General features: G+C 56.3%; 18 protein-coding genes. 3 read left to right on the top strand and 15 right to left on the bottom strand.

The window, feature by feature from the left end; genetic code table 11:
- Positions 1 to 28 precede the first annotated feature (28 nt).
- Both LEP6406_RS0204030 and LEP6406_RS0204025 read right to left on the bottom strand, forming a co-directional pair.
- Complete coding sequence (locus LEP6406_RS0204030; protein WP_008310387.1) at positions 29 to 358, bottom strand: AzlD domain-containing protein; 330 nt, start codon at positions 356 to 358, stop codon at positions 29 to 31.
- Positions 355 to 1,086 (bottom strand): AzlC family ABC transporter permease, encoded by a 732-nt coding sequence (locus LEP6406_RS0204025; RefSeq protein WP_008310389.1) that lies wholly within the window; start codon positions 1,084 to 1,086, stop codon positions 355 to 357. Before LEP6406_RS0204025 ends, LEP6406_RS0204030 begins: the two co-directional genes overlap by 4 nt.
- A gap of 303 nt (positions 1,087 to 1,389) precedes the next feature.
- Between LEP6406_RS0204025 and LEP6406_RS0204020 the strand changes: the two genes are divergently transcribed.
- Positions 1,390 to 4,056, top strand: coding sequence for a DUF3536 domain-containing protein (locus LEP6406_RS0204020; RefSeq protein WP_008310392.1), 2,667 nt, complete (start codon positions 1,390 to 1,392; stop codon positions 4,054 to 4,056).
- A 573-nt stretch (positions 4,057 to 4,629) separates the two neighbouring features.
- On the opposite strand, the gene LEP6406_RS0204015 is transcribed toward LEP6406_RS0204020, so the two are convergent.
- The 5 genes from LEP6406_RS0204015 to LEP6406_RS0203995 all read right to left on the bottom strand — a co-directional run bounded on the left by LEP6406_RS0204015 (position 4,630) and on the right by LEP6406_RS0203995 (position 10,800).
- Positions 4,630 to 4,866 carry a helix-turn-helix domain-containing protein gene (locus tag LEP6406_RS0204015; protein WP_008310394.1) on the bottom strand — a complete coding sequence of 79 codons (237 nt, stop codon included), beginning with the start codon at positions 4,864 to 4,866 and terminating at the stop codon, positions 4,630 to 4,632.
- 48 nt (positions 4,867 to 4,914) lie between these two features.
- The gene (locus LEP6406_RS0204010; RefSeq protein ID WP_008310395.1) at positions 4,915 to 5,436 is read right to left on the bottom strand and encodes a 2TM domain-containing protein; all 522 of its coding nucleotides are present in this window, start codon (positions 5,434 to 5,436) and stop codon (positions 4,915 to 4,917) included.
- A gap of 170 nt (positions 5,437 to 5,606) precedes the next feature.
- Positions 5,607 to 6,671: a tRNA dihydrouridine synthase DusB gene (gene dusB, locus LEP6406_RS0204005; RefSeq protein WP_051463613.1), complete on the bottom strand. Its 1,065-nt coding sequence runs from the start codon at positions 6,669 to 6,671 to the stop codon at positions 5,607 to 5,609.
- A gap of 37 nt (positions 6,672 to 6,708) precedes the next feature.
- A complete protein-coding gene (locus LEP6406_RS29935) occupies positions 6,709 to 9,162 on the bottom strand; it encodes a diguanylate cyclase domain-containing protein (RefSeq protein ID WP_008310400.1) in 2,454 nt (817 codons plus the stop codon).
- 126 nt (positions 9,163 to 9,288) lie between these two features.
- Positions 9,289 to 10,800 (bottom strand): adenylate/guanylate cyclase domain-containing protein, encoded by a 1,512-nt coding sequence (locus LEP6406_RS0203995; protein WP_008310402.1) that lies wholly within the window; start codon positions 10,798 to 10,800, stop codon positions 9,289 to 9,291.
- A 111-nt stretch (positions 10,801 to 10,911) separates the two neighbouring features.
- On the opposite strand from LEP6406_RS0203995, the gene LEP6406_RS0203990 reads away from it, so the two are divergent.
- Entirely contained in the window at positions 10,912 to 11,517 is a 606-nt protein-coding gene (locus LEP6406_RS0203990; protein WP_008310404.1) for a ParA family protein, read from the top strand.
- Here the strand turns inward: LEP6406_RS0203990 and LEP6406_RS0203985 are convergent.
- From LEP6406_RS0203985 to LEP6406_RS0203970, 4 genes are read right to left on the bottom strand one after another with little or no spacing between them, the layout of a single operon-like run.
- A complete protein-coding gene (locus LEP6406_RS0203985) occupies positions 11,514 to 11,798 on the bottom strand; it encodes a DUF3288 family protein (protein WP_008310406.1) in 285 nt (94 codons plus the stop codon). The two genes, LEP6406_RS0203990 and LEP6406_RS0203985, sit on opposite strands and share 4 nt — an antisense overlap.
- A 49-nt stretch (positions 11,799 to 11,847) precedes the next feature.
- Complete coding sequence (locus tag LEP6406_RS0203980; protein WP_008310407.1) at positions 11,848 to 12,693, bottom strand: class I SAM-dependent methyltransferase; 846 nt, start codon at positions 12,691 to 12,693, stop codon at positions 11,848 to 11,850.
- A gap of 16 nt (positions 12,694 to 12,709) precedes the next feature.
- On the bottom strand, positions 12,710 to 13,336 hold the full coding sequence (locus LEP6406_RS0203975) for an ExbD/TolR family protein (protein WP_008310408.1): 627 nt from the start codon (positions 13,334 to 13,336) through the stop codon (positions 12,710 to 12,712).
- Positions 13,333 to 14,013 (bottom strand): MotA/TolQ/ExbB proton channel family protein, encoded by a 681-nt coding sequence (locus LEP6406_RS0203970; protein ID WP_008310409.1) that lies wholly within the window; start codon positions 14,011 to 14,013, stop codon positions 13,333 to 13,335. Before LEP6406_RS0203970 ends, LEP6406_RS0203975 begins: the two co-directional genes overlap by 4 nt.
- 358 nt (positions 14,014 to 14,371) lie before the next feature.
- On the opposite strand from LEP6406_RS0203970, the gene LEP6406_RS34660 reads away from it, so the two are divergent.
- Positions 14,372 to 14,539, top strand: a complete 168-nt coding sequence (locus tag LEP6406_RS34660) for a hypothetical protein (protein ID WP_263971125.1) — start codon at positions 14,372 to 14,374, stop codon at positions 14,537 to 14,539.
- 24 nt (positions 14,540 to 14,563) lie between these two features.
- Here LEP6406_RS34660 and LEP6406_RS0203960 read toward each other — a convergent pair whose 3' ends face one another.
- From LEP6406_RS0203960 to rlmD, 4 genes are all read right to left on the bottom strand, one after another.
- Positions 14,564 to 16,153 (bottom strand): glycoside hydrolase family 57 protein, encoded by a 1,590-nt coding sequence (locus LEP6406_RS0203960; protein WP_008310411.1) that lies wholly within the window; start codon positions 16,151 to 16,153, stop codon positions 14,564 to 14,566.
- A 560-nt stretch (positions 16,154 to 16,713) separates the two neighbouring features.
- Positions 16,714 to 17,769: a UDP-3-O-(3-hydroxymyristoyl)glucosamine N-acyltransferase gene (lpxD, locus tag LEP6406_RS0203950; RefSeq protein WP_008311031.1), complete on the bottom strand. Its 1,056-nt coding sequence runs from the start codon at positions 17,767 to 17,769 to the stop codon at positions 16,714 to 16,716.
- A gap of 99 nt (positions 17,770 to 17,868) precedes the next feature.
- Positions 17,869 to 18,948, bottom strand: a complete 1,080-nt coding sequence (gene lpxD, locus LEP6406_RS0203945; protein ID WP_008311029.1) for a UDP-3-O-(3-hydroxymyristoyl)glucosamine N-acyltransferase — start codon at positions 18,946 to 18,948, stop codon at positions 17,869 to 17,871.
- Between the two features lie 26 nt (positions 18,949 to 18,974).
- Positions 18,975 to 20,342, bottom strand: a complete 1,368-nt coding sequence (gene rlmD, locus LEP6406_RS0203940; protein WP_008311026.1) for a 23S rRNA (uracil(1939)-C(5))-methyltransferase RlmD — start codon at positions 20,340 to 20,342, stop codon at positions 18,975 to 18,977.
- Positions 20,343 to 20,462 lie beyond the last annotated feature (120 nt).

Genomic DNA, 20,462 nt, shown 5'->3' with positions numbered 1-20,462 from the left:
CTCTTGACATTTTCCCTTAGCTTTGCCGCTAGGGGAGTAAACTTTGCCCCAGCCAGAAAACCCCCATGCCGATGGCGATGGTGAACAATAGATTTTGACGCCAGAGGCCCATTGCGATCGCAGCTAATGCCCCTAACAACCGAGGATTGAGGGGGCTGATCCATAGATCCCCATCCACCACTACGACAGCGGGAACTGCGATCGCCGTTAGCACCGCCGGAGGCACGTACTGGAGCGCCTGGAGCAACCGGGGTGGCAGGGTAAGACGACCGCTGACGGCGAGGAGCGGATAACGGATCAAAAAGGTAATCAGGGCCATAGCGGCGATCAGTCCCGTTTCTGCCAGAGGAGAAATCATGACTGCGGTCCTGGATGGGGCCAGCGGCTCTCTGCCGCCATGCCTGCACCAATCCCCGCGATCGCGGCTACCATCAGCCCCAATTGGTGGGGCAACCCTTGCGCCAGGAGTGCCGTTCCCCCTGCCACTACGCAGGTCAAGACCATGGGGCGGTTGATCAGGTAGGGCAGCACCATACCAATGAAAGTTACCACCATGGCAAAGTCTAGCCCCCAGGCCGCTGCGTTGGGAATGTGTTGCCCTACCGTTAGCCCCAATAGGGTGCAGAGTTGCCAGTTTCCATACATAGACAGAGCCGAACCCAAGTGGTACCAATGTTTGTAGGGGGTCTCATCGATCTGACGATACCGGCGGATGACCACCATAAAGGTTTCATCGGTAAGCCAAAACCCTAACGCTGCCTTCCACCCCTGGGGCAATTGCTTTACATAGGGTACTAGCCCCACTGCATAGAGCAGATGACGCAAGTTCACCACAAAGGTGGTGAGTACAATCACCAGAATCGGTGTTCCGGCACTCAGCAGCCCTAGGGCAATGAATTGCGATGATCCCGCAAAGACCATGGCAGAAAGTGCGATCGCACCGCCAAAGGAAAACCCACTACTTTGGGCCAGGGTGCCAAAGATGAGGCCAAAGGGGATGGCCCCCACAATCAGGGGCAGGGTATCCCGCGCTCCCAGGTAAAACTCTTGCCAGGGCGATCGCCCCGACTCCGCTACTACTGTCATATCCCGCCTGTCCCTAGGGATTGAATTCTGGAATTTTGGGCGTCTTCTATATATCTTGATATTTTGGATAGATCTGACTTGGGCAGATCTGAATCTTTCGCCAAGTTTTCATACATTTCCCCCGCCTTCTTCTACATTTATGAACCTAAAAATGGGGATCACGCTAGGATGCCTAAGCCAGGTTATGGTGATCTTTAGGCAAATTGTCCTGATTGCCAACGATAATCCCTGCCCCGACCCAGTCCAGACGTTAGATTCCGGTTCTGACTGGTGATCCCTCGCCGACATTCTTCGTCATTTTTTATGCACCCATCCTCCCTGCGGTCCCAGACCGTTGAGTCCCTGAGGGCGATTTCCACTCACCCCAGTCGCCCTTCCGCTTGTAGTACGGGGGTGTCAGTGTGCATCCACGGCCACTTTTATCAGCCCCCGCGCGAAAATCCCTATCTGGGCACTATCGAGCGGCAGCCCAGCGCCAACCCCTTCCACGATTGGAATGAGCGCATCCATGGCGAATGTTATCGCCCCAATGCCTTTGCCCGCGTTCTCAACCATCGGGGCGAAGTGATCGACATTGTCAATAACTACGCCTACATCAGCTTCAACATTGGCGCGACCCTCTTTCGTTGGCTAGAACGTCACGATCCCGAAACCTACCAGCGCATCCTCGAAGCAGATCGCCAAAGTTGCGATCGCTTAGATGGCCATGGCAATGCCATTGCCCAAGCCTACAACCACATCATCCTGCCCCTCGCCAACGAGCGAGACAAGCGCACCCAGCTCCGCTGGGGCAAGGCAGACTTTGTCTCGCGATTTGGCCGAGAGCCAGAGGGCATCTGGCTGGCGGAAACCGCCATTGACTACCCCACCCTCGAAGCCCTGGCAGATGAAGGGTTTAAATTCACCATCTTAGCTCCCTCCCAAGCCCAGCGCTGTCGGCCCATTGCTCCTGGAGATCAGGGCGAAAACCCCTGGCATGAAGTCGGTGGGGGCCAGATTGATCCCACCCGGCCCTACCGCTGTTTCTTACCCAGTCGCCACCCAGACGGATCCCAACGCTACGTGGATCTGTTTTTCTACGATGGCCCCATTTCCCGAGACATGGGCTTCAACGATGTGCTGAGCGCATCGGAGCACTTTACCGGACGCCTAGGTCAGGCGGTGCGGGGAGATCATCGCCCCAGTCAGCTTATTGCCGTGGCCACCGATGGCGAAACCTTTGGCCACCATCGGGGAGGGGCAGAAAAAACCCTGGCCTATGCGGTGACCCAGTCCTTTCCTCGGCAGGGCTGGACCGTAACCAATTTCTCCCATTACCTCCACTGCCATCCCCCCGACTGGGAGGTAGTCCTCAAACCCGTCACTGCCTGGAGTTGCTCCCATGGGGTCGATCGCTGGCAGGATGACTGCGGCTGCGGTGGGGGTGGGATCTGGCACCAGCGCTGGCGGCGACCTCTACGGAATGCCCTAGACTGGCTGCGAGATCAGGTAATAGAGGTTTTTGAAACCCTTGGCCCTCAGTTTTTTGCTGATCCCTGGGCCGCACGGGATGCCTATGTGCAGGTGATTAGCGATCGCAGCGAAGCTAGTGTAAAACGCTTCTTTTCCGTCCACCAGAGCCGCAAGCTGACCCGAAGCGATCGCGTTGATGCCCTACGGCTGCTGGAAATGCAGTACCATGCCCTGCTCATGTACACGAGCTGCGGCTGGTTTTTTGAAGAGATCTCTCGCCCCGAGGGAACTCAAATTTTGCGCTATGCCGCTCGGGCGATGGAACTGGCGGGAGAAGTTGCCGGGGTTGAACTAGAGTCCACCTTCATTCAGAAACTGGAACAAGCCCCCAGCAACGTTCCTGAATTTGGCACCGGGGCCGGGATTTATCGCCAGTTGGTAATCCCCTCCCAGGTCAGTCTGGAGCAGGTGGCGGCCCACTATGCCATGGGGTCTCTGTTTACCACCTTCCATCGGGAGCAGTCCCTCTATTGCTACACCGTCCACCAGCAGGACTACCAGATCCAGCGCATGGGCTCCCTGAGTTTGGTGGTTGGCCAGGTGCAGATTACTTCCACGGTGACGGGGGAAAACACAGAACTCAGCTTCGCGGTACTCCACCTCGGGGGCTGGGATTTCCACTGTTGCATTCAAACTTTCCGCCGCCGACTGGCCTACCAGCGGGCTAAGGAGGCGGTGTTTGCTGCTATGACCCAGGCCAGTGCGGCCCAAACCATGTTGGCTATTAGCCGCGAGTTTGGGGAGCGAGCTTATAGTCTGCAAACCTTGCTGGCGGAGGAACGCCACCGGATTATGCAGGTTTTGAGCCAGGATACCCTCCAACGCCTAGACCAGCTCTATACCCAGGTCTACCGCGACAACTATGGTCTGCTGCGGGCCTTTCATCGTGATGGCATTGCGGTACCAATGGAGCTCCAGATGGCGGCTCAGGTTGCCATCGGTCACCGCGCTCTAGAGCGGCTTCGGGCTTTAGAACGAGACACCAGTGATCTCGATGTGCCGCCCCTGCACAAGGGGCTGAATCATCTCGCTGAACTGGAGGCCATCGCCCAGGAGGCTCGTCAGCTCAACTGTCCCCTGTCCCTTCCCGATGCTCCTGGTATTCTGGAACCCTTGATTCGCCGCGCCCTGTGGCAGGTTCTCACCCACCCCAATCTGGATACCCTTGCTGCTGATAGTGAGTGGATTGGTCGTCTGATTGGCCTCAGTACTGACCTAGGGCTGAACCTATCTCTAGCTCAGGTTCAGGAGCTCTACTGGCGACAGATTCACCCATGGCTAGCGCTGTTGGATACACTGGAGCCTGCTCAGGCTGTCCAAGCCATGAAGCCCCTAGCTAAGTTGGGAGAACAGTTGGCTATCGATATCCCGGCGTTATTGCAGGCAAATCTGCGATGTTTAGAGACCGGCCTAAATGGGCTATTGCACCCGGCTCTAGCCTCAGTATCGACAGGTTAAAATCCCTGCCCTAAAACCCGCTAAGGGACTCGCAGGAAAATAACTCCCTATCCGTAGGGGGTGGAGTGTTGGGGTGTTGGGGGAGTTTTGAATTAAATATTCCGTAGGGGCAATCCCTTGCCTGTCCTGTTCGCGTAGCGGCTCCGGAGGAGCAACGAAGCCGAAGGGTGGTTGCCCTTGTTGTCGGGTGACCCGTGGTGAGGGTGTGAGGTGTTGGGGTAAATCCCGTAGGGGCGGGTTTAGCTCGTGTCTACTGGGAAATCCCAAATGGGAGGCTCAAAAACCGCCCTACCCAGTGACGGGTGACCGATATTAATCTGGATCCGTAGGGGCAATCCCTTGCCTGTCCTAAGCGGGTCGTATAGCCCTTCGGGCATGGCTCACGCTAGGGCGGAGCCTGCCCGGAGGGAATAGGATGGTTGCCCTTGTTACCAGGTAACCCGTGGTGGCGTGGATAGCCTAACGGCATTCAAGAAAGGCGTTGGTGAAGCCACTCCCAGGAAGTTAGCCTGCCCGTTGGCGATGAGCCTGCCTAATGACAGGCTTCCCTCTGTTTCTTCCGTAGCCCCTAGACTACAGCTCATTCAAGATAGGGATTAGATAGAGGGCAATAAAGGCTTTAGCGGCGCTGGGGTCCAATTGGTTGAGCCCCCGCACGATTTCCACGATAGTTTCTCCGGTGGGATCCACTAATTCATGGACCCAGCGGTAGACTACAGTTCGCTCCATGCCCATTGTGACCGCCAGTTTGTTCTGGCTGAGGGCATAGGTATCTAGGGTTTCTTTGAGCGCACGGCCAGCTCTGCCCATAGGGTGCAGGGAAAAGGGGAATTGGGAAAGTCCCTTAACGGTAAACCCTCAGGTACCCAGGAGCCAATCAATGGCCCGTCGAAAGGATCGCTTGAGCTGTTGCTGGCGTCGCCATTTTTCAAATTCTTCGGCGTAACGATAGTCCGTTGGGCGAAAGGTATGCCAACCGTGAAGCGCGATCGCAAGTCCCCAGATCAGTGCTAAATACAGGGACCAAGATAGCCGATCAGCCGCCATATAGTTCAGTGCCATGGCAAAGCCATTGACCACGGTGTAGCGAATCAGGTGGTGTTGAAACCGCTGCTGTCGAAATTGGTCAAAGACCTGTCGCTCTGCCTGCTCCACTTGGCGCACCTGCCATTCTTGTTCCGCAGCAGCCAAGGTGTCCGAGGAAATACCCAGTTCTGCCGCGATTTCCAGCAGTTGTCCCCGACTCATCTCGCCACTCTCCGTTTCTCGGGCGATGGCTAGTTGCAAAATCGCCTGGGCATCTTCTGCCCCGTAGAGATCACACCTATCCTCAAACAGCGCGTCGGACGGCATTTCAGTCATGACTGGCGTTGGCGACATGCAGTGCTCAAACCTTCTCTATCTCTAAGTTATAGAAAATTTTTGCCTACTCCGCCCTGTTATTTTGCATTGCTTGATAAAAATAATTCCGTGGCATCAGCGCCCTCATCCCCTCCTGGTCTCCTCCTAAATTGACCGTGGATCCTGCATTGGACACGGAAACCGCGCCCTTACCCCATCACCCTAATATTAGGGTCACCCGCCCACCGGGCAACGGTTTCGCCGAGGGACTCTAAATGTGCGATCGCACTTTGCAGCAGTGCCTCCCCCTCTGCGACGGATTCAATGCGGCACAGTTGATCCCGCAGGGCGGCGGCACCAGAGAATCCAGTGGCGTACCAGGTCATGTGTTTACGGGCTTGGCAGATGCCACGATAGCCCTTGTACTCGGCGATTCCTCGTAGATGGTCCTGGGCGCATAGGAGCCGATCGATCAGCGTGGCCTGGGGAGTGCGCTGTCCGGTTTTGAGAAAATGATCGATTTCTCCCACCAGAAAGGGATTGCCCAGAGTTCCCCTGGAGCACATGACGCCATCGGCTCCAGTTTGCTCTAGGCAGGCCACCGCTGTGTCAATGGAAGTAATATCTCCATTGGCGATGACGGGAATGGAGAGGGCTGCCTTGACGCGGGCAATCCAGTCCCAGCGGGCAGGTCCGGTGTAGCCCTGAGCGCGGGTACGGGCGTGGAGAGTCAGCATTTGGGCTCCAGCGGCCTCCATGCGGCGGGCAAACTCCACCGCGTTGATGTGGTCGTCGTCCCAGCCGATACGGGTTTTGACGGAGACGGGTACCGCTACTGCGGCGACTACCGCCGCCACGATCGCCTCAGCGGTGGCGGGATCCTTCAGCAGCGAAGAGCCGCCCCCCTTGCGGGTGATTTTGTTGACGGGACAGCCCATATTGAGGTCAATGGTGTCGGCCCCTTCTGCCACCGCCCGCTGCGCCGCCACCGCCAGAAAGTCAGGGCGGCAGTCAAAGAGTTGAATACTGATGGGATGTTCCCCTGGATCTACTGCCATGATCTGGGGCAGGGTATCTACATGGCACACCCCCGCCGCGTGGACCATCTCGGTGTACAACATGGCGGTGGGGGCATAGCGGCGCACCAGTCGCCGAAAGACAAGGTCTGTTACGCCGGAGAGCGGAGACTGGAACACCCGACTGTGGAGGGTGACCGTTCCAACTTGGAGTGGTTCCACAAGACGGGTCTGGAGTAGGGGGGAAAGCGTTGTCATAGGACTATCCAGTATCCCATTCCGCCAGCCTGTTTCCCTATTCCCTGTCCTTGGCTTGGGCATCTAGAGCCTCCTTCGACTGGGTAGATAGGGTGACAAATTGATTGCGCCCCTGATCTTTAGCGACATAGAGGGCCGCATCAGCATGGGTAATCAGGGTTACGGGGCTACTCTTGAGGTCAGGTACTAGGGTGGCAACCCCTAGACTGAGGCTGAGGTGAGGGCTAATGGGGGAATCGGGATGGGGCAGGGCCGCAGTTGCGATCGCAGTTTGCACCTGCTCCGCCAAATAGCACGCCCCTTCATTGGGGGTATGGGGCAAGATCAAGGCAAACTCTTCCCCACCATAGCGGGCCACCAGATCGGCGGGACGATTGATCACCTCGGTCAAAATCTGGGCCACCTGTTTAAGGCAATCATCTCCCTTGAGATGTCCCCAGCAATCGTTATAGCGCTTGAAATAGTCCACATCACAGAGCACCAAACTTAGAGGCTGTTGCTCTCGCCGCTGCTGCGCCCAGATATAGGCTAAATAGTCATCAAAGCGACGACGATTAGCCACCTGGGTAAGGCCATCCAAATTAGCCAACCGCTCCAGAGTGCGATTGGCGTCTCGGACCTGCTGGTATAACTCCGCCTGTCGTAGGGCCACCGCCAACTGATCCGCTACCTCCCGCAGCAGCAACTTATCATCATCGTTCCAATGGCGTGGGCCATCACACTGCTGAACGCATAGGATTCCCTGGGCCTTGCCCTCTGAGCGAATGGCAATCGACAGCATCGCCTCAATGGCACAGACCTTAGCCAGGGGCCGCATAGACTCCATCAGGGGGTGATCCTGAACCGACCCCACCGCTATAGGCTCATTACCACTAAGAATCGCCAAAGCATGAGGATTTCCCTGGAGCGGGATCTGCCTTACCGCTAAGGGCGGCACCCCTGGTGCACTGGCTACGACGTTGTGCTGGAAGTATTCGTCCGTTTCTTGACACAGCACAATCAAAGCCCGACTGCTATTGAAGGCAGTTTGTATAGCCTGAGCGGTGTGCTGCAAAATTAATTCTGGATCCAGACTTTCACGCACAGCATCAAGAATCTGGTTGAGCAGCACCTCTCGGGAGGCTTGACGAGATAACTGTTCATAGAGTTGAGCCCGCTGGAGAGCCACCGCCAACTGGGCTGCAAGCTGCTGCATCAGCTCTTTAACCCAAGTGCCCCAGGGGTGGGGGCCATCGCAGTGGTGGGCAATCAGTAGCCCCCAAAGCTTTCGTCCTGTTTCAGGACGCTGTAAAAGGATTGGGACAATCAACTTGGCCCGGACCTGAAAGCGCCTCAGCATTTTGAGATAACAGGGTTTTAGATGACTGGCTTCAACATCGCCTAGTCCCTGGATCCGTCCGTTTAGGTAGGGCAAGTGCCATTTGTGTTCAAAGCAGGGGTCATGGATGACCTCGCCCAGAATAGAGAGTTCAGGCCGAATGATAGATTCAGCAGTGATTTCGCCGCTCCAGTCTTGGTTAAAGCGGTACACCACTACCCGATCCACCTGCACGAGTCGTCGCACCCCTTCCACAGCAGCCTCTAAGATGTCCTGAACATGAAGAGACTGGTGAATAGTCTCGGTGATGCTAGCCAATAGTCGCTCCCGACCCGCCTGACGGGTCGCGTTGAACTCCAGACTCCGCTGCTGGGTTATGTCCCGAATGACCGCCAGCACTTCCTTGTCCCCAAAGGCGGTGAGGCGAGCTTCCTGGTGCCGGATCTGTCCCTGGTCGGCATTGATGTAGTCAATCGTGACCACAGCCCCCGTAGTCAGGGCCTCGTCCACAGCTGACACCACCATGTCATGGGCGGTAAAGGGCCAGGGTGGGTCTAAGACTGTCGGTTCACTGGGTTCACTGGGTTCACTGGGTTCACTGGATAGAGCGGTTGGGGCCGCAGGCAGGCTGTTGTCGGCCCAGGAATCTCCCAGAATTGTGCCATCGGGCCACAAATGGAGGATGCGATCCGGAATGGCCCGGAGGATAGTAGTGAGGGTTTGGTTTTGGCGGGCTAAGGTAGCCTCAATCTCTTGCCGTTCGGTGATTTCCTGTTGGAGCGATCGCTGCTGGCGCAAAATCTGTTCTTGATGGCGAATGCGGGCCAGAACCTCTGTGGCGGCAAAGGGCTTGGTGATGTAATCACTGCCGCCAGCTTGGAATGCCTGGAGCTTACCCTGAACATCATCGAGGGCACTCAGAAAAAGAACGGGAATGCCGCTATGGAAAGGGTCGGCCTTAAGCTTGCGGCAGAGTTCATAGCCATCCATGCCCGCCATGGAAATATCCAGCAAGATTAGATCAGGGGATTCTACCGCCACGGTATCGAGGGCTGTTTGGCCGCTAAGAGCCTTACGCACACGGTAGCCCTGTCCGGTTAAGAGTGCCGACAGTGTGCGGAGGTTGTCGAGTTGATCATCAACGATCAGGATAGTAAAGGGGGCAGAGGTCATTACCTAGAATGCAATGCATAGTCAACTAAATCAGGACTTCTGTAGAACCCCGTATGAAGCGCCACTGGGTCTCTAGAATACGCGATCGCAACCCTTCAGACCCCTGGGTACCTGTCCTGAAGAGGGTCAGCGGCGACCCACTAACCAGTAGGTTTCAACCAATCCCCCTCCCTTTACAGATATTGTCCCCCGAGATTCAAAAATAAACCGCTGTTTGAGACGGTTGTATACCGCCGTGGTAACTTGGATCCGGCCTGCTTCCCCCGTCGTTTCCATCCGGCTGGCCATATTCACCGTATCGCCCCAGAGATCATAGGCAAACTTCCGCATCCCAATCACTCCGGCTATAACCGGGCCGAGGTTAATACCAATCCGCAGCCGAAAGGGAGTGCCGTCAGGGCGGATAAAGTGCTCCATCGCCTGCTGCATGTCTAGAGCCATTAACGCCACCGCATCGGCATGGTCGGGGATCATCACGGGTAGCCCCCCCGCCGCCATATAGGCATCGCCAATAGTTTTGATTTTCTCAAGCTGATAGCGCTCCGCAAGGCGATCGAAGGTAGAAAACACGTGATTTAAAAGACTGACGAGTTCCTTAGGCTGCATCTGTCCCGAGGCAGCAGTAAACTCTACCAGATCAGCAAACAGCACCGTCACATCATCAAAACTTTCAGCAATAGTGCGAGTTCCCGACTTCAGGCGCTGGGCAATCTGATAGGGCAGAATATTCACCAGCAGGCGATCCGCCTGTTGGCGCTGCTGGCGCAGTTCCATGTCAATCAGTCGTCGCTCAGTGATGTCATGGACAATTCCCTCGTAGTACAAAAATTTGTTTTCAGCATCACTAACCTCACGAATGGTTTCGCTGACCCAGATGTGACTACCGTCCCGGCGCACCATCTCTGACTCGGCACCGACAATCTTGCTGAACTGCTGGAGATATACCATCAGTTCCTCACGGCGTTTGGGCTGGGCATAGAGTTGGCGGCCTACATCGGTGACAGCAGCAATCATCTCCTCCGGAGAGTCATAGCCAAAGATTTGGGCCAGAGCCGGGTTTACCCGCAGATAACGCCCCGCTTCAGTAGTTTGAAAGATACCTTCATTGGCGTTTTCAAAGATACTGCGATATTTCTCCTCTGCCTGTCGCAGAGCCTGTTCTATCTGCTTGCGTTCACGCACCTCCTGGAGCAGCATGGCGTTTTGCTGACTCATGTGCTGCCGCCGCCGATAGAGGATGAGCTGGTGATTGACCCGAGCAATTAACTCAGAGGGGTGGCAGGGCCAGTAGAGGTATTCGTTAGCTCCGGCTTCAAAGGCGTGGGCTGCTTCGGTCCCGTCAGGATCGGTCCCACTGCCAAGGATCAGGATCGGAACATCTTTCACCCGACGTACAGCTTTGAGACGATGACACAGATCAAAACTGTTGACCTCTGGCAGTTGGGCGGATAGCAGAACCAAATCTGCTCCACCGTCCTGAAGCAGATCTTGCAGGTGATGGGCAGAGGCGGGGACAATGACGTGGTCGAGATCGCGCAACACCTCAGTTAGAGTCGCTACGATATCCCCATCGCCATGGACAATGAGCAAGGTACTGGGGGACTGGGGCAATCTGTAGGTGTTGGCAGCCGTAGCCATAACGTCACTAAATTTGAGAGGGGTTGAAACCTTACCTTCCCCCTGCCGAGGGGAGCACGGGCAAATCCGGAACGATCATGGTCATTGTGCCCCCATTTCCCACTTCAAGTCATGATTATTACCGTTGCCAGCTTTAAGGGGGGGGTGGGTAAAACCACAACAGCAATTCATCTTGCCGCCTTTTTGCAGGGGCAGGCCAAAACTCTGTTGATTGATGCAGACCCCAATCGGTCGGCCCTCAGTTGGGCGCAGCGCGGGGAGTTACCGTTTCCCGTAGTAGATGAGTGGCAGGTGGATCAGCTTCATAACCATTATCACCATGTTGTGATTGATACCCAAGCTCGTCCCACCCAAGCGGATCTGGCCACATTAGTAAGCCACTGTCATCTGCTCGTCTTACCCACAACGCCCGATATCTTAGCCCTAGATGCTTTAGTGCTAACGGTAAACCATCTCCAGCAGTTGCCCGCACCCCAATACCAAATTCTGTTGACCGCGATTCCTCCCCATCCCAGTCGGGCCGGAGATGAGGTGCGATCGCTGTTGCAGTCGGCCCATTTGCCGACCTTTGCCCGAGGCATTCGCCGATATGCTGCGTTTCAGAAGGCAGCCCAAGCTGGCGTTCCCGTCTACGGCATACAGGATCCAAAGGCGGAGGCAGCTTGGCAAGACTACAAAGCCGTAGGACAAGAAATTCTGACCCGGCTGCATCCCTAGCTCCAATCCTCACGATTGCGCCCCAGATTTTGGTATACCGTTCCCGTCTGGTGGATGACCTGGGTCTTGGCGTAAAGTTCCGCCTCGGTCAAGCCCCAGAGGTTCAAAACCTTTTGTAGATCTGTTTGAATGTCGCGGGCTCCAGGAAAGGCTTTATAGCGAATCAGTAGTCGGCCCAATTCCGCTAGGGCGTGGTCACTCGGTTCCCCCGCCATAATCTGGTTTACCGTAGTCCGGTCCTTTGCGTATTGGGGATGTTGTTGATCCTTGAGGTCTGCCATAGGAGAGGGTAATGGTTAAATCGATAAATGACCATCCTGCCTTCAAGAATCAAGTCAGATTGCTATAGGACAGAATGACATAACGAACAAGCCCCATACGACTCAAGACAGCTAACCCTGCCGTTGCAGATTGAGAGGAGGCGTCAACGTTCTTCATCAACTGATTAACAACGGGATAGGTCGGCAGGGTATTGCGCGTAATGTCTTCTATTTGTCGTTGCTCAAACCCCATTGATACTGACAGTTGGGCGTATTGAGAAAAGGTCCAAAAATTGATGGGGGGATTGCGCTCTGCGGTGAACTCTCCATAGGCTTTGGTGACAAGGCGGTTGGTGAAACCTTCGCATTGCTTCCACAGCGGGCCAAACCAGTTGGGGAGTAAAAAGTCGCAGAGTATGAAGGTTCCCTCTGGTGCCAGCACTCGCTTCACTTCCGAGAAGAATCGCTCTCGGCTGGGGAAGGCAAAGATGCATTCTACTGCCAGTACTATATCGAATACGTCATCAGCAAAGGGGAGAGCACAGGCATCTCCGACAATGAATTCAATTTGATTGCCCCCTTGAGGGACGACCCGAGTTTTGGCCCGTTCAATTTGCTCGCTATTGATGTTAATCCCCGTCAACTGCAAATTCTGATAGCTGGAATTTAGGAGAGCAATGGTGCCCCCAAAGCCACATCCTGCATCCAGAATCCTGAGACCATCTTTCAGGTTGGCATGGCTCAGGAGTTGGCGTGATAGACGTTCTGCGGCTTCAGAAAAATCCTTTAAGGAGCCGTCGGCTCGGATTGAGTCAGGCCAAAATCCCCAGTGGATATGTTCGCCAAATGCCTCTAGGGCTTGGGTATCGTTATTGGCGAACAAGGTCGGTAAATCGTCAAAGTAGGGGCGACTCATGGGGGCTTTGTCCGTCCTAAGGGGTTTGGCTGGGGGCGGGGAAGGGCAGATCGAGGGCGGGATCTTGGAAATTTTCAGGGGCAAAGGGATCGAACTCCTCCGAGCCGGGAGCCGGGAAACCCGGTTGAGGCAGCAGGGGATCGTTCTGTCCGGGGAGGGGCAGATCAAAGCCATCCTCCGGGAATGCCTGGGAATTATCGGGGGACGTGTCCGGCAAGGTCGCCAGGGCTACCCGATTGCCCCCCACTGATCGCAGTAGATCCAGGACCGACACCACATCTTCATAGCGGGCATCCCGAGAGGCATAGAGCACAATTAGTCCCTCTGGATAGCTCTGCTGATGCTGTTGGAGTACATCGTAGAGCAGATCTAGGGTGACGGGCTGCTGATCCAAATACACCTGACCAATGGCATCAACGCTGACATAAAGGCGATCGCGCAGAGCTGCCTCCGTTCCCAAGCCCTGACCGGGCAGCGGTGTTCCCGTGCTGGCATTGGGCAGATCGAGGTCAATAGCCTGCTGCCGGGTCAAACCCACCGCCGCCAGGATAAAGAAGGTCAGAATACAGAAAATAACGTCAATCAGGGGCAGAATTTCAATGTGAACATCCTGGGATGGATTTTCTAACAGGTCAATTTTCATGGCGTTTCCAACGGTTTGGCCGTAGCCGATAGGGGCACAGCATCTTTATCTGAGCGATTGGCCCAGGCTTGGCGATATAGCAACTCTAGCTCACTACCCGACTGCCGAAAGACCTTGGCCTGCCCAAAGACAAATCCTTGGAAAAGCCGAAAGAAGGCCAAGCCGACAATGGCAATCACCAGCCCCGCCGCTGTACTGATCAGGGCTTCCCCGATGCCCAGAGCCGTGCCAGCGGCGGCATCGCTGCCTAGATCGCTAAGCTGGATCGATCCTAGGGAATTGATCAGACCCAAGACGGTGCCCAGCAGTCCCAGCAGGGGAGATAGAGCAATCACCGCTTCTAGCACCTTTTCCCCCCGGCGCATAGTGGCTAGTTCTTCGTTGGCAGCGGTCTCTAGGGCAAGGCGAAACACCTCGGGATCGGGGGTCTCTAGTTTCAGGGCAGCCTGCAAAAAACGACCCATGGGCAAGCTGTTGGCGCGTTGGGCAATCTCAGCGGCGGCAGACCATTCCCGACGGGCTGCTTCGATCACGCGCCCCGCCACTTCCCGCTCTCGGGTCAGAATGCGTGACCAAAACCAGATGCGCTCGATGATGGTGCCAAAGGCCAGCACCGACAGCAGCAATAGCGGCCACATGGCGATGCCACCACGAGCAAACAGCTCAGTTATATTCACAAACCATCTCCTGACGAGGGATCCACAAAGCTGCCCAAGGGCTCGGACAGCCTGATCTGCTAGCAAACTCGTCGAGCCTGCAAACAGAGCATTCCAATTCTAGAGAGTCAAGTGCATTATCGACAGGTTCCCAACCGTTTGCCCTCACCCAAAACCAGCACAATAGTGTGAATCAGGAGGTTATTAACGATGAAACTTACAGGACTTTGGCACATCTACGAAATGGACATGCGGGACGAAGACTATCTCCACATGGAGGTACAGGCATACATCCAGATCAAAGAGTCTGGATCAGGAGAGTTTCAGTTCGGCCTCGTAACTGGCTACATAGATGGGGACTGGGTGAGATGGGGACTGGGTGACCGATGGGGAAGCAGAGCGGTTGGACTTTCCTTGGGAAGGCAGTGACGAATGTGACGAGGCTTCTGGTCGGGGATGGCTTCAATTGGAAGATGAGAATCACCTGAAAGGGGCGATTCAGATCCATCATGGCGATCGCTCTACGCTCCTAGCCAAGCGAGCATAGGGCGTATCATCCATTGGCGACGAACTAAAGGGGCCGGTAGACCCGGTAGTTGATGTTGGGGAAGATATTGTCGATCGCTTCCACCTTAGTCAACCAGCCGGAGTCAATTTTGCCCTGGGGAATCTCTTCCCAGAGTTTGTTGAAGCGCATTAGGTGCGATCGCGTCCGCCGCACCGCATAGGGCACCATCGTCCCCGTCCGCATGATGAAGGCCCAGTCAGAGGATTGGGCCAGCAGCACCTCCCGCGCCGCCTGGTTCAGCGCCCGCCATTCCAGCTCGTCAGCGGGTTCCCGCTTGGCCAGATCAATCATCCGCTCCGCCGCCTTATGCAAATGGGGATACACCCAGGCATTGGTCTCATTCAACCAGTATTCATGGAAGCCCTTGAAGCCCCAACTGGACTGAGAGGGCTTGGCCACCTGCTGGGTGGGATTAATCCGAAGATAATCCGCCAGGTGGGTCATGTCGTAGGTGTTCTGGTCATACCAGCTCTTGCGGAATAGGTAGTCCAGAAACCAAGGGCCTTCGTACCACCAGTGACCAAAAAGTTCTGCATCGTAGGGGGAAACAATGATGGGGGGGCGATGCATAATGCCGTGGAGATGCTCCACCTGGCGCTCCCGGTTGAACATAAAGTTGTCGGCATGTTCCGCCGCCTTTTCCCGCGCCCAGTAGGGGTCGTACCAGTCCTTATCGGACAGTCCCAGCCCCTTGCCGGTGATCTTGTGGTACTTGATGCCCACATTCTTCCGCTGGCCGTTGGGCATGATGTAGGGCTTGATGTACTCATACTCCGCATCCCAACCCAGGTCGCGGTAGAACTCCCGGTATTCCGAGGCCCCAGGGTAGCCCACCTGGGAAGACCACACCTGCTGGGAGGACTCGTGATCTCGCCCAAAGGCCGCGACTCCCGTTTCTGTATAAATGGGGGCATAGGAGCCAAAGCGGGGCCGGGGACGAGCGTAGAGAATACCGTGGCCATCGGTGAGGAAGTAGCGCAGTCCGGCATCCGCCAGCATCCGCTCTAGCCCTTCGTAGTAGGCACACTCCGGTAGCCAAATGCCGTTAGGGGCACGACCAAAGTTCTCTTCGTAGCTCTCACAGGCGACCTGAATCTGTGCCCACACCGCCTGGGGGTACATCTTCATCAGGGGCAGGTAGCCGTGGGTGGCCCCGCAGGTGATGATTTCCAGGTTATTACTGTCCTGGAACTGCTTGAAGGCTTTAACCAAGTCGCGATCGTACTTTTCCCAGACCTGGCGCACATGGTTGAACTCCTGGGCGTAGTGCTCCGCCAAGTAGCGCAGGTGACCATTGTGGATGTGGCGGTCCACCTCCATTTCCGTGAGTTCTTCCAACTGGGCCAGGTGATCGTCGTAGCGATCCTGGAGTAGGGGATCCCGCAGCATCGACACTAGGGGCGGTGTCATGCTCATGGTCATTTTGAAGTCAATACCGTCCCGTTTTAACCCCTCGAACATAGTGATCAGGGGAACGTAGGTTTCTGTAATCGCCTCAAATAGCCACTCTTCCTCCAGCACAAAGTCACTTTCGGGGTGGCGAACGTAGGGTAGATGGGCGTGCAGAACCAGGGCCAGATATCCGGTGCTCATGATGGGTCGCGGGGAGGCTATAAAGAACGGGACTTGGAGGCAGGGAGAGTCGAAAGACGTTGCACAAATTGTAAAGCAGAACCGTGATCCCCTTGATGGGGTGTTGGGGAGTGATGGGGTATTGGGGTATTGGGGTATTGGGGTATTGGGGTAAATCCCGTAGGGGCGGGTTTAGCTCGGATCTAATGGGGAATCCGGGATGGGAGGCTCAAAACCCGCCCTGCTGTCGCCGGGTGACCCGGATTGGGGAGTGGGGGAGTGGTTTCCGCGCCCAATGCAGGGGGTGACAGGGTGATTGGGTATGGATGTTGCCAAACCGTAGGGGCAATCCCTTGCCTGTCCTGAGCGAAGCCGAAGGGTGGTTGCCCTTGTGCCGGATGATCCGGTGTTGGGGGGTGTTGGGGAGTGATGGGGTAAATCCCGTAGGGGCGGGTTTAGCTCGTGTCTACTGGGAAATCCCAAATGGGAGGCGCAAAACCCGCCCTGCCCCGTGCCGGGTCATCTAGTCGTTTCGTTTTGAATTGAATATTCCGTACGGGCGCGGAAACTGTACCCCATGCTTATTTATCAATGTCCTGTCGAGTTCCTGCTGCCTTCTGAAGCTTTCGCAGCCCTTGGTACATGTCGGGTAGACGGTTGTAAATGGCGGTGGCCTTGAGAAAAAGCTTGTGGGGGATGGCGGGGATGCCGGTGACGATTGCGCCGGGGGAAACAGAACTGTGGACGCCTGCCTTGGCGGTTGCGATCGCACCATCACCGATTTCCACATGGTCTACGATGCCAACCTGTCCCGCGAGGATCACCCGATGGCCGATTTTGACGCCCCCGGCCATGCCTACCTGGGCCGCGATCGCGCAATTTTCGCCAATCTTGCTACCGTGGGCGATCTGTACTAAGTTGTCAATCTTAGTGTTGCGACCAATCTGGGTGGTGCCCAGGGCGGGGCGGTCCACAGCAGTATTGCAACCAATTTCCACTCCGGCGGCGAGAACGACCCGACCCGACTGGGGCATTTTAAGCCAGCCGTCGGGGATGGGGACAAAGCCAAAGCCTTCGGAGCCAATCACCGCACCGCTGTGGATGATGCAGTCTGGGCCGATTTCGCTGCGCTCGTGGATGACGCAGTTGGCATGGAGAACCGTGCGATCGCCGATGGTCGCGCCGGGATAGATCACCACATTGGGGTAAATGCATACCCCAGCCCCCACCTTCACCCCCGGCCCAACCACCACATTTGGCCCCACCGCTACATCCGGGGCAAGGTGGGCAGTGGGGTGGATCGTTGCCGTTGGAGCAATTCCTGCCTCCGGCTGGCAGGGGCAATAAAAGCAGTTAATAGCCCAGGCCAACACCACACGGGGTTCCTTCACTGCCATCCAGGCCAAACCGCGATCGCACGCTTGGGTTTGGAGCTTGGCATTCAGGGGCAAAATCAGGGCACTGGCGGCGGTAGTGGCGATGTGGTGCCCATACCGCTCCCCCTCGATGTAACTCAGGGTCTGGGGTAGGGTTTCTTCAATGGCGGAAAGTCCAGTTAGATCCGGATCCGTAGCCACAGAGACCTCATAGCTTCCTATTTCCCCCGCCAGCCGTTGCACCAACTCGCTAAACTTCATGACGGAACGTCCTCGGATTGGCTGCCTCCAAACTCCAGCAGTCCTGAAGGCTGATTGCCTTGACTGCCCATCGCCGCCGCCCTAGTCCTGGTGAAATGCTCATGACACCTCCGACTGGGAAGATTCCAACCGCTGTTGCAGGTCCGCAACCTGGCGCTGGAGATCCCGAAGAGTGCGCTGCATATCCGGCAGACGGTTATAGATGGCGGAAGATTTGAGAAAGATACGGTAGGGGGAAGCTGGGTTACCCATAACCACAGATCCAGGAGCCACCTGGCCATGGAGCCCCGCCTTAGCCCCGGCCTGGACATCAGCCCCAATCTGGGTCTGATTTGCAGCCCCCACCTGACCCCCTAGGATAGCCCGATCCCCCACCTGCACCTGCCCCGCTAGCCCCACCTGGGCCGCCATAACGCAGCTCTTGCCCACCTGGCAGTTGTGGGCAATATGGACCAAATTGTCCAACTTGGTATTGGCCCCAATACGGGTTTCCCCCACCGTAGGTCGATCGATAGTGGTGTTACAGCCCACCTCAACTCCATCCTCTAGAACTGCAAAGCCAGACTGCTGAATTTTCTCCCAGGCTCCATTGGTAAAGGTAAAGCCAAACCCTTCAGCCCCAATAACCGCCCCACTATGGATAACGCAGTCCACACCGATCTGGGTGCGTTCATGGAGGACACAGTTAGCGTGGAGCACCGTGCGATCGCCCACCACCACATCGGGATAGATCACCACATTGGGATGGACACACACCCCAGCCCCTAGGGTGACATTGGGTTGAATCACTACATGGGCTCCGATGGAAACCTGATCCCCTAGGTGAACGCTGGGATCAATCACCGCCGTGGGATGAATTCCCGGCTGGGGTTGGAAAGGCTGGTAAAAAATTGAGATCGCGCGGGCAAAGGCCAAACGTGGGTCCGTACTACTGAGCCAGGGTAACCCCCGCTCCGTGGCCTGGGCCTGGAGAACTGCATCCTGGGGCAAGATCACCGCACTGGCACCAGTCGTGGCCAGATAGGTCGCAAACTTTCCCCCCTCGATATAGCTCAGGGTTCCAGGCTCCGCCGAATGGATAGCTGCAACCCCCGTCAGGTCGGGATCATCACCGCTGTCGCTGCTCAAGCTGGACTGCACAGGTAACCCAAGACGGGCAGCGATCTGACTAAACTTCATGGGAAAAGCAGCAGGGAATTTTCATCCTACGCTACCAGAAACGCGACACACTCCACATGGGCAGTGTGGGGAAAGAAATCCGCAGGCTGTACCCGACTCAGGTGATAGCCGCCCCCGCACAGTTGCTTCAAATCCCGCGCCAAGGTAGCTGGGTTGCAACTCATATAGACAATGTGCTGGGGCCGTAGCGTTAGGAGGGCCTCCAAAACTCCTGCCTCACAGCCTTTGCGAGGCGGGTCAAGCACCACCACATCAGGTTGCTCTCCCCCCAGGATTTTCGTTACCCGAGGGAGCAGCGTGGCCACAGTTCCCACCTGAAAGCTGATGTTTTCAATGCCGTTAAGCTGGGCATTTTCCGACGCCACCTCCACGGCCTCCGCCTGCATCTCTAGCCCCAGGCAATAACCCACCCGCCGCGCTAGAGGCAGAGTCAGCGTACCAATGCCACAATAGGCATCCACCACAGTTTCCCGCCCCTGGAGCTTGAGATGGTCCAAGATACACCGCACCAGCAGTTCTGCCTGCTCTGTATGCACCTGAAAGAAGGTGGTGGGATAGATGTGGAAGCGCAGCCCCGCAAACCGTTCCTCCAGAAAGGGCCGCCCCACTACGTACTGGGTTTCCGGACCGAAGATGGCGTTGGTTTGATCGGGATTGCGGTTGACACAAACCCCCGCCAGAGCGGGATAGCGCTCCTTCCACTCGGCGGCAACCTGCTCCAGATTGGGCAAATCCCAGGTGGTGCTCACTAGCGTTAGCAGAATCTCCCCCGTGCGCCGTCCCACCCGCAGCACCAAGTGGCGCAGGAGACCGCTATGGGTGGTCTCGTCGTAAATGGGCCAGCCCTGGGTTTGAATATCCTGCTTCACCTCCGCCAGCAGGGGATCCAATCGATCGTCCTGGACCGGACATTGGTTTAAGTTGACAATCTGGTGGGTGCCCTTGCGGTAGTATCCCGCCTTGACCGTGCCCTCCGCCGAGACCCCCAGAGGATAGGTCGCCTTGTTGCGATAGCTGAGGGGATTCTCAGCGGCGAGAATGGGATCTAGCTTCACATCTGAAAAGCCGCCGACGCGCTGGAGTGCCTCCATGACTTGGTGTTCCTTGGCTGTCAGTTGGGCTTCATAGGTCAGGGTCTGCCACTGACAGCCACCACACTTGTCCGCCACGATACAGGGGGGCCGCACGCGATCGCGCCCCGGCTCCCGTACCTCCAGCAGTTTCCCGCGCCCAAAGGTGGGTTTGACAAATACCAACCGTGCCTGAATGTGATCACCCGGAACCGTATCCGGCACAAACACCACCCGGTTCTCCCAGCGCCCCACGCCATCCCCGCTGCTGCTGAGACCAGTGATGGTCAATTCTAGGGTTTCTCCCTGTTGCCAGAGGGTCATAGCAAGTCTCCTGAGCACATGGTGAAAATCGGGGATTTCTAAAATAACCCCAGGAATTTCTAGATCGTCCCAGGAACTAGGGGCTGTGGACAATCAAAGCCAGATTCCTTGCTATGGAGC

The sequence above is a fragment of the Leptolyngbya sp. PCC 6406 genome, from assembly GCF_000332095.2.
GTDB lineage: Bacteria > Cyanobacteriota > Cyanobacteriia > Phormidesmidales > Phormidesmidaceae > PCC-6406.
Note: the sequence above shows the minus strand (reverse complement) of the source record. Positions and strands in the feature narration are given on the sequence as shown.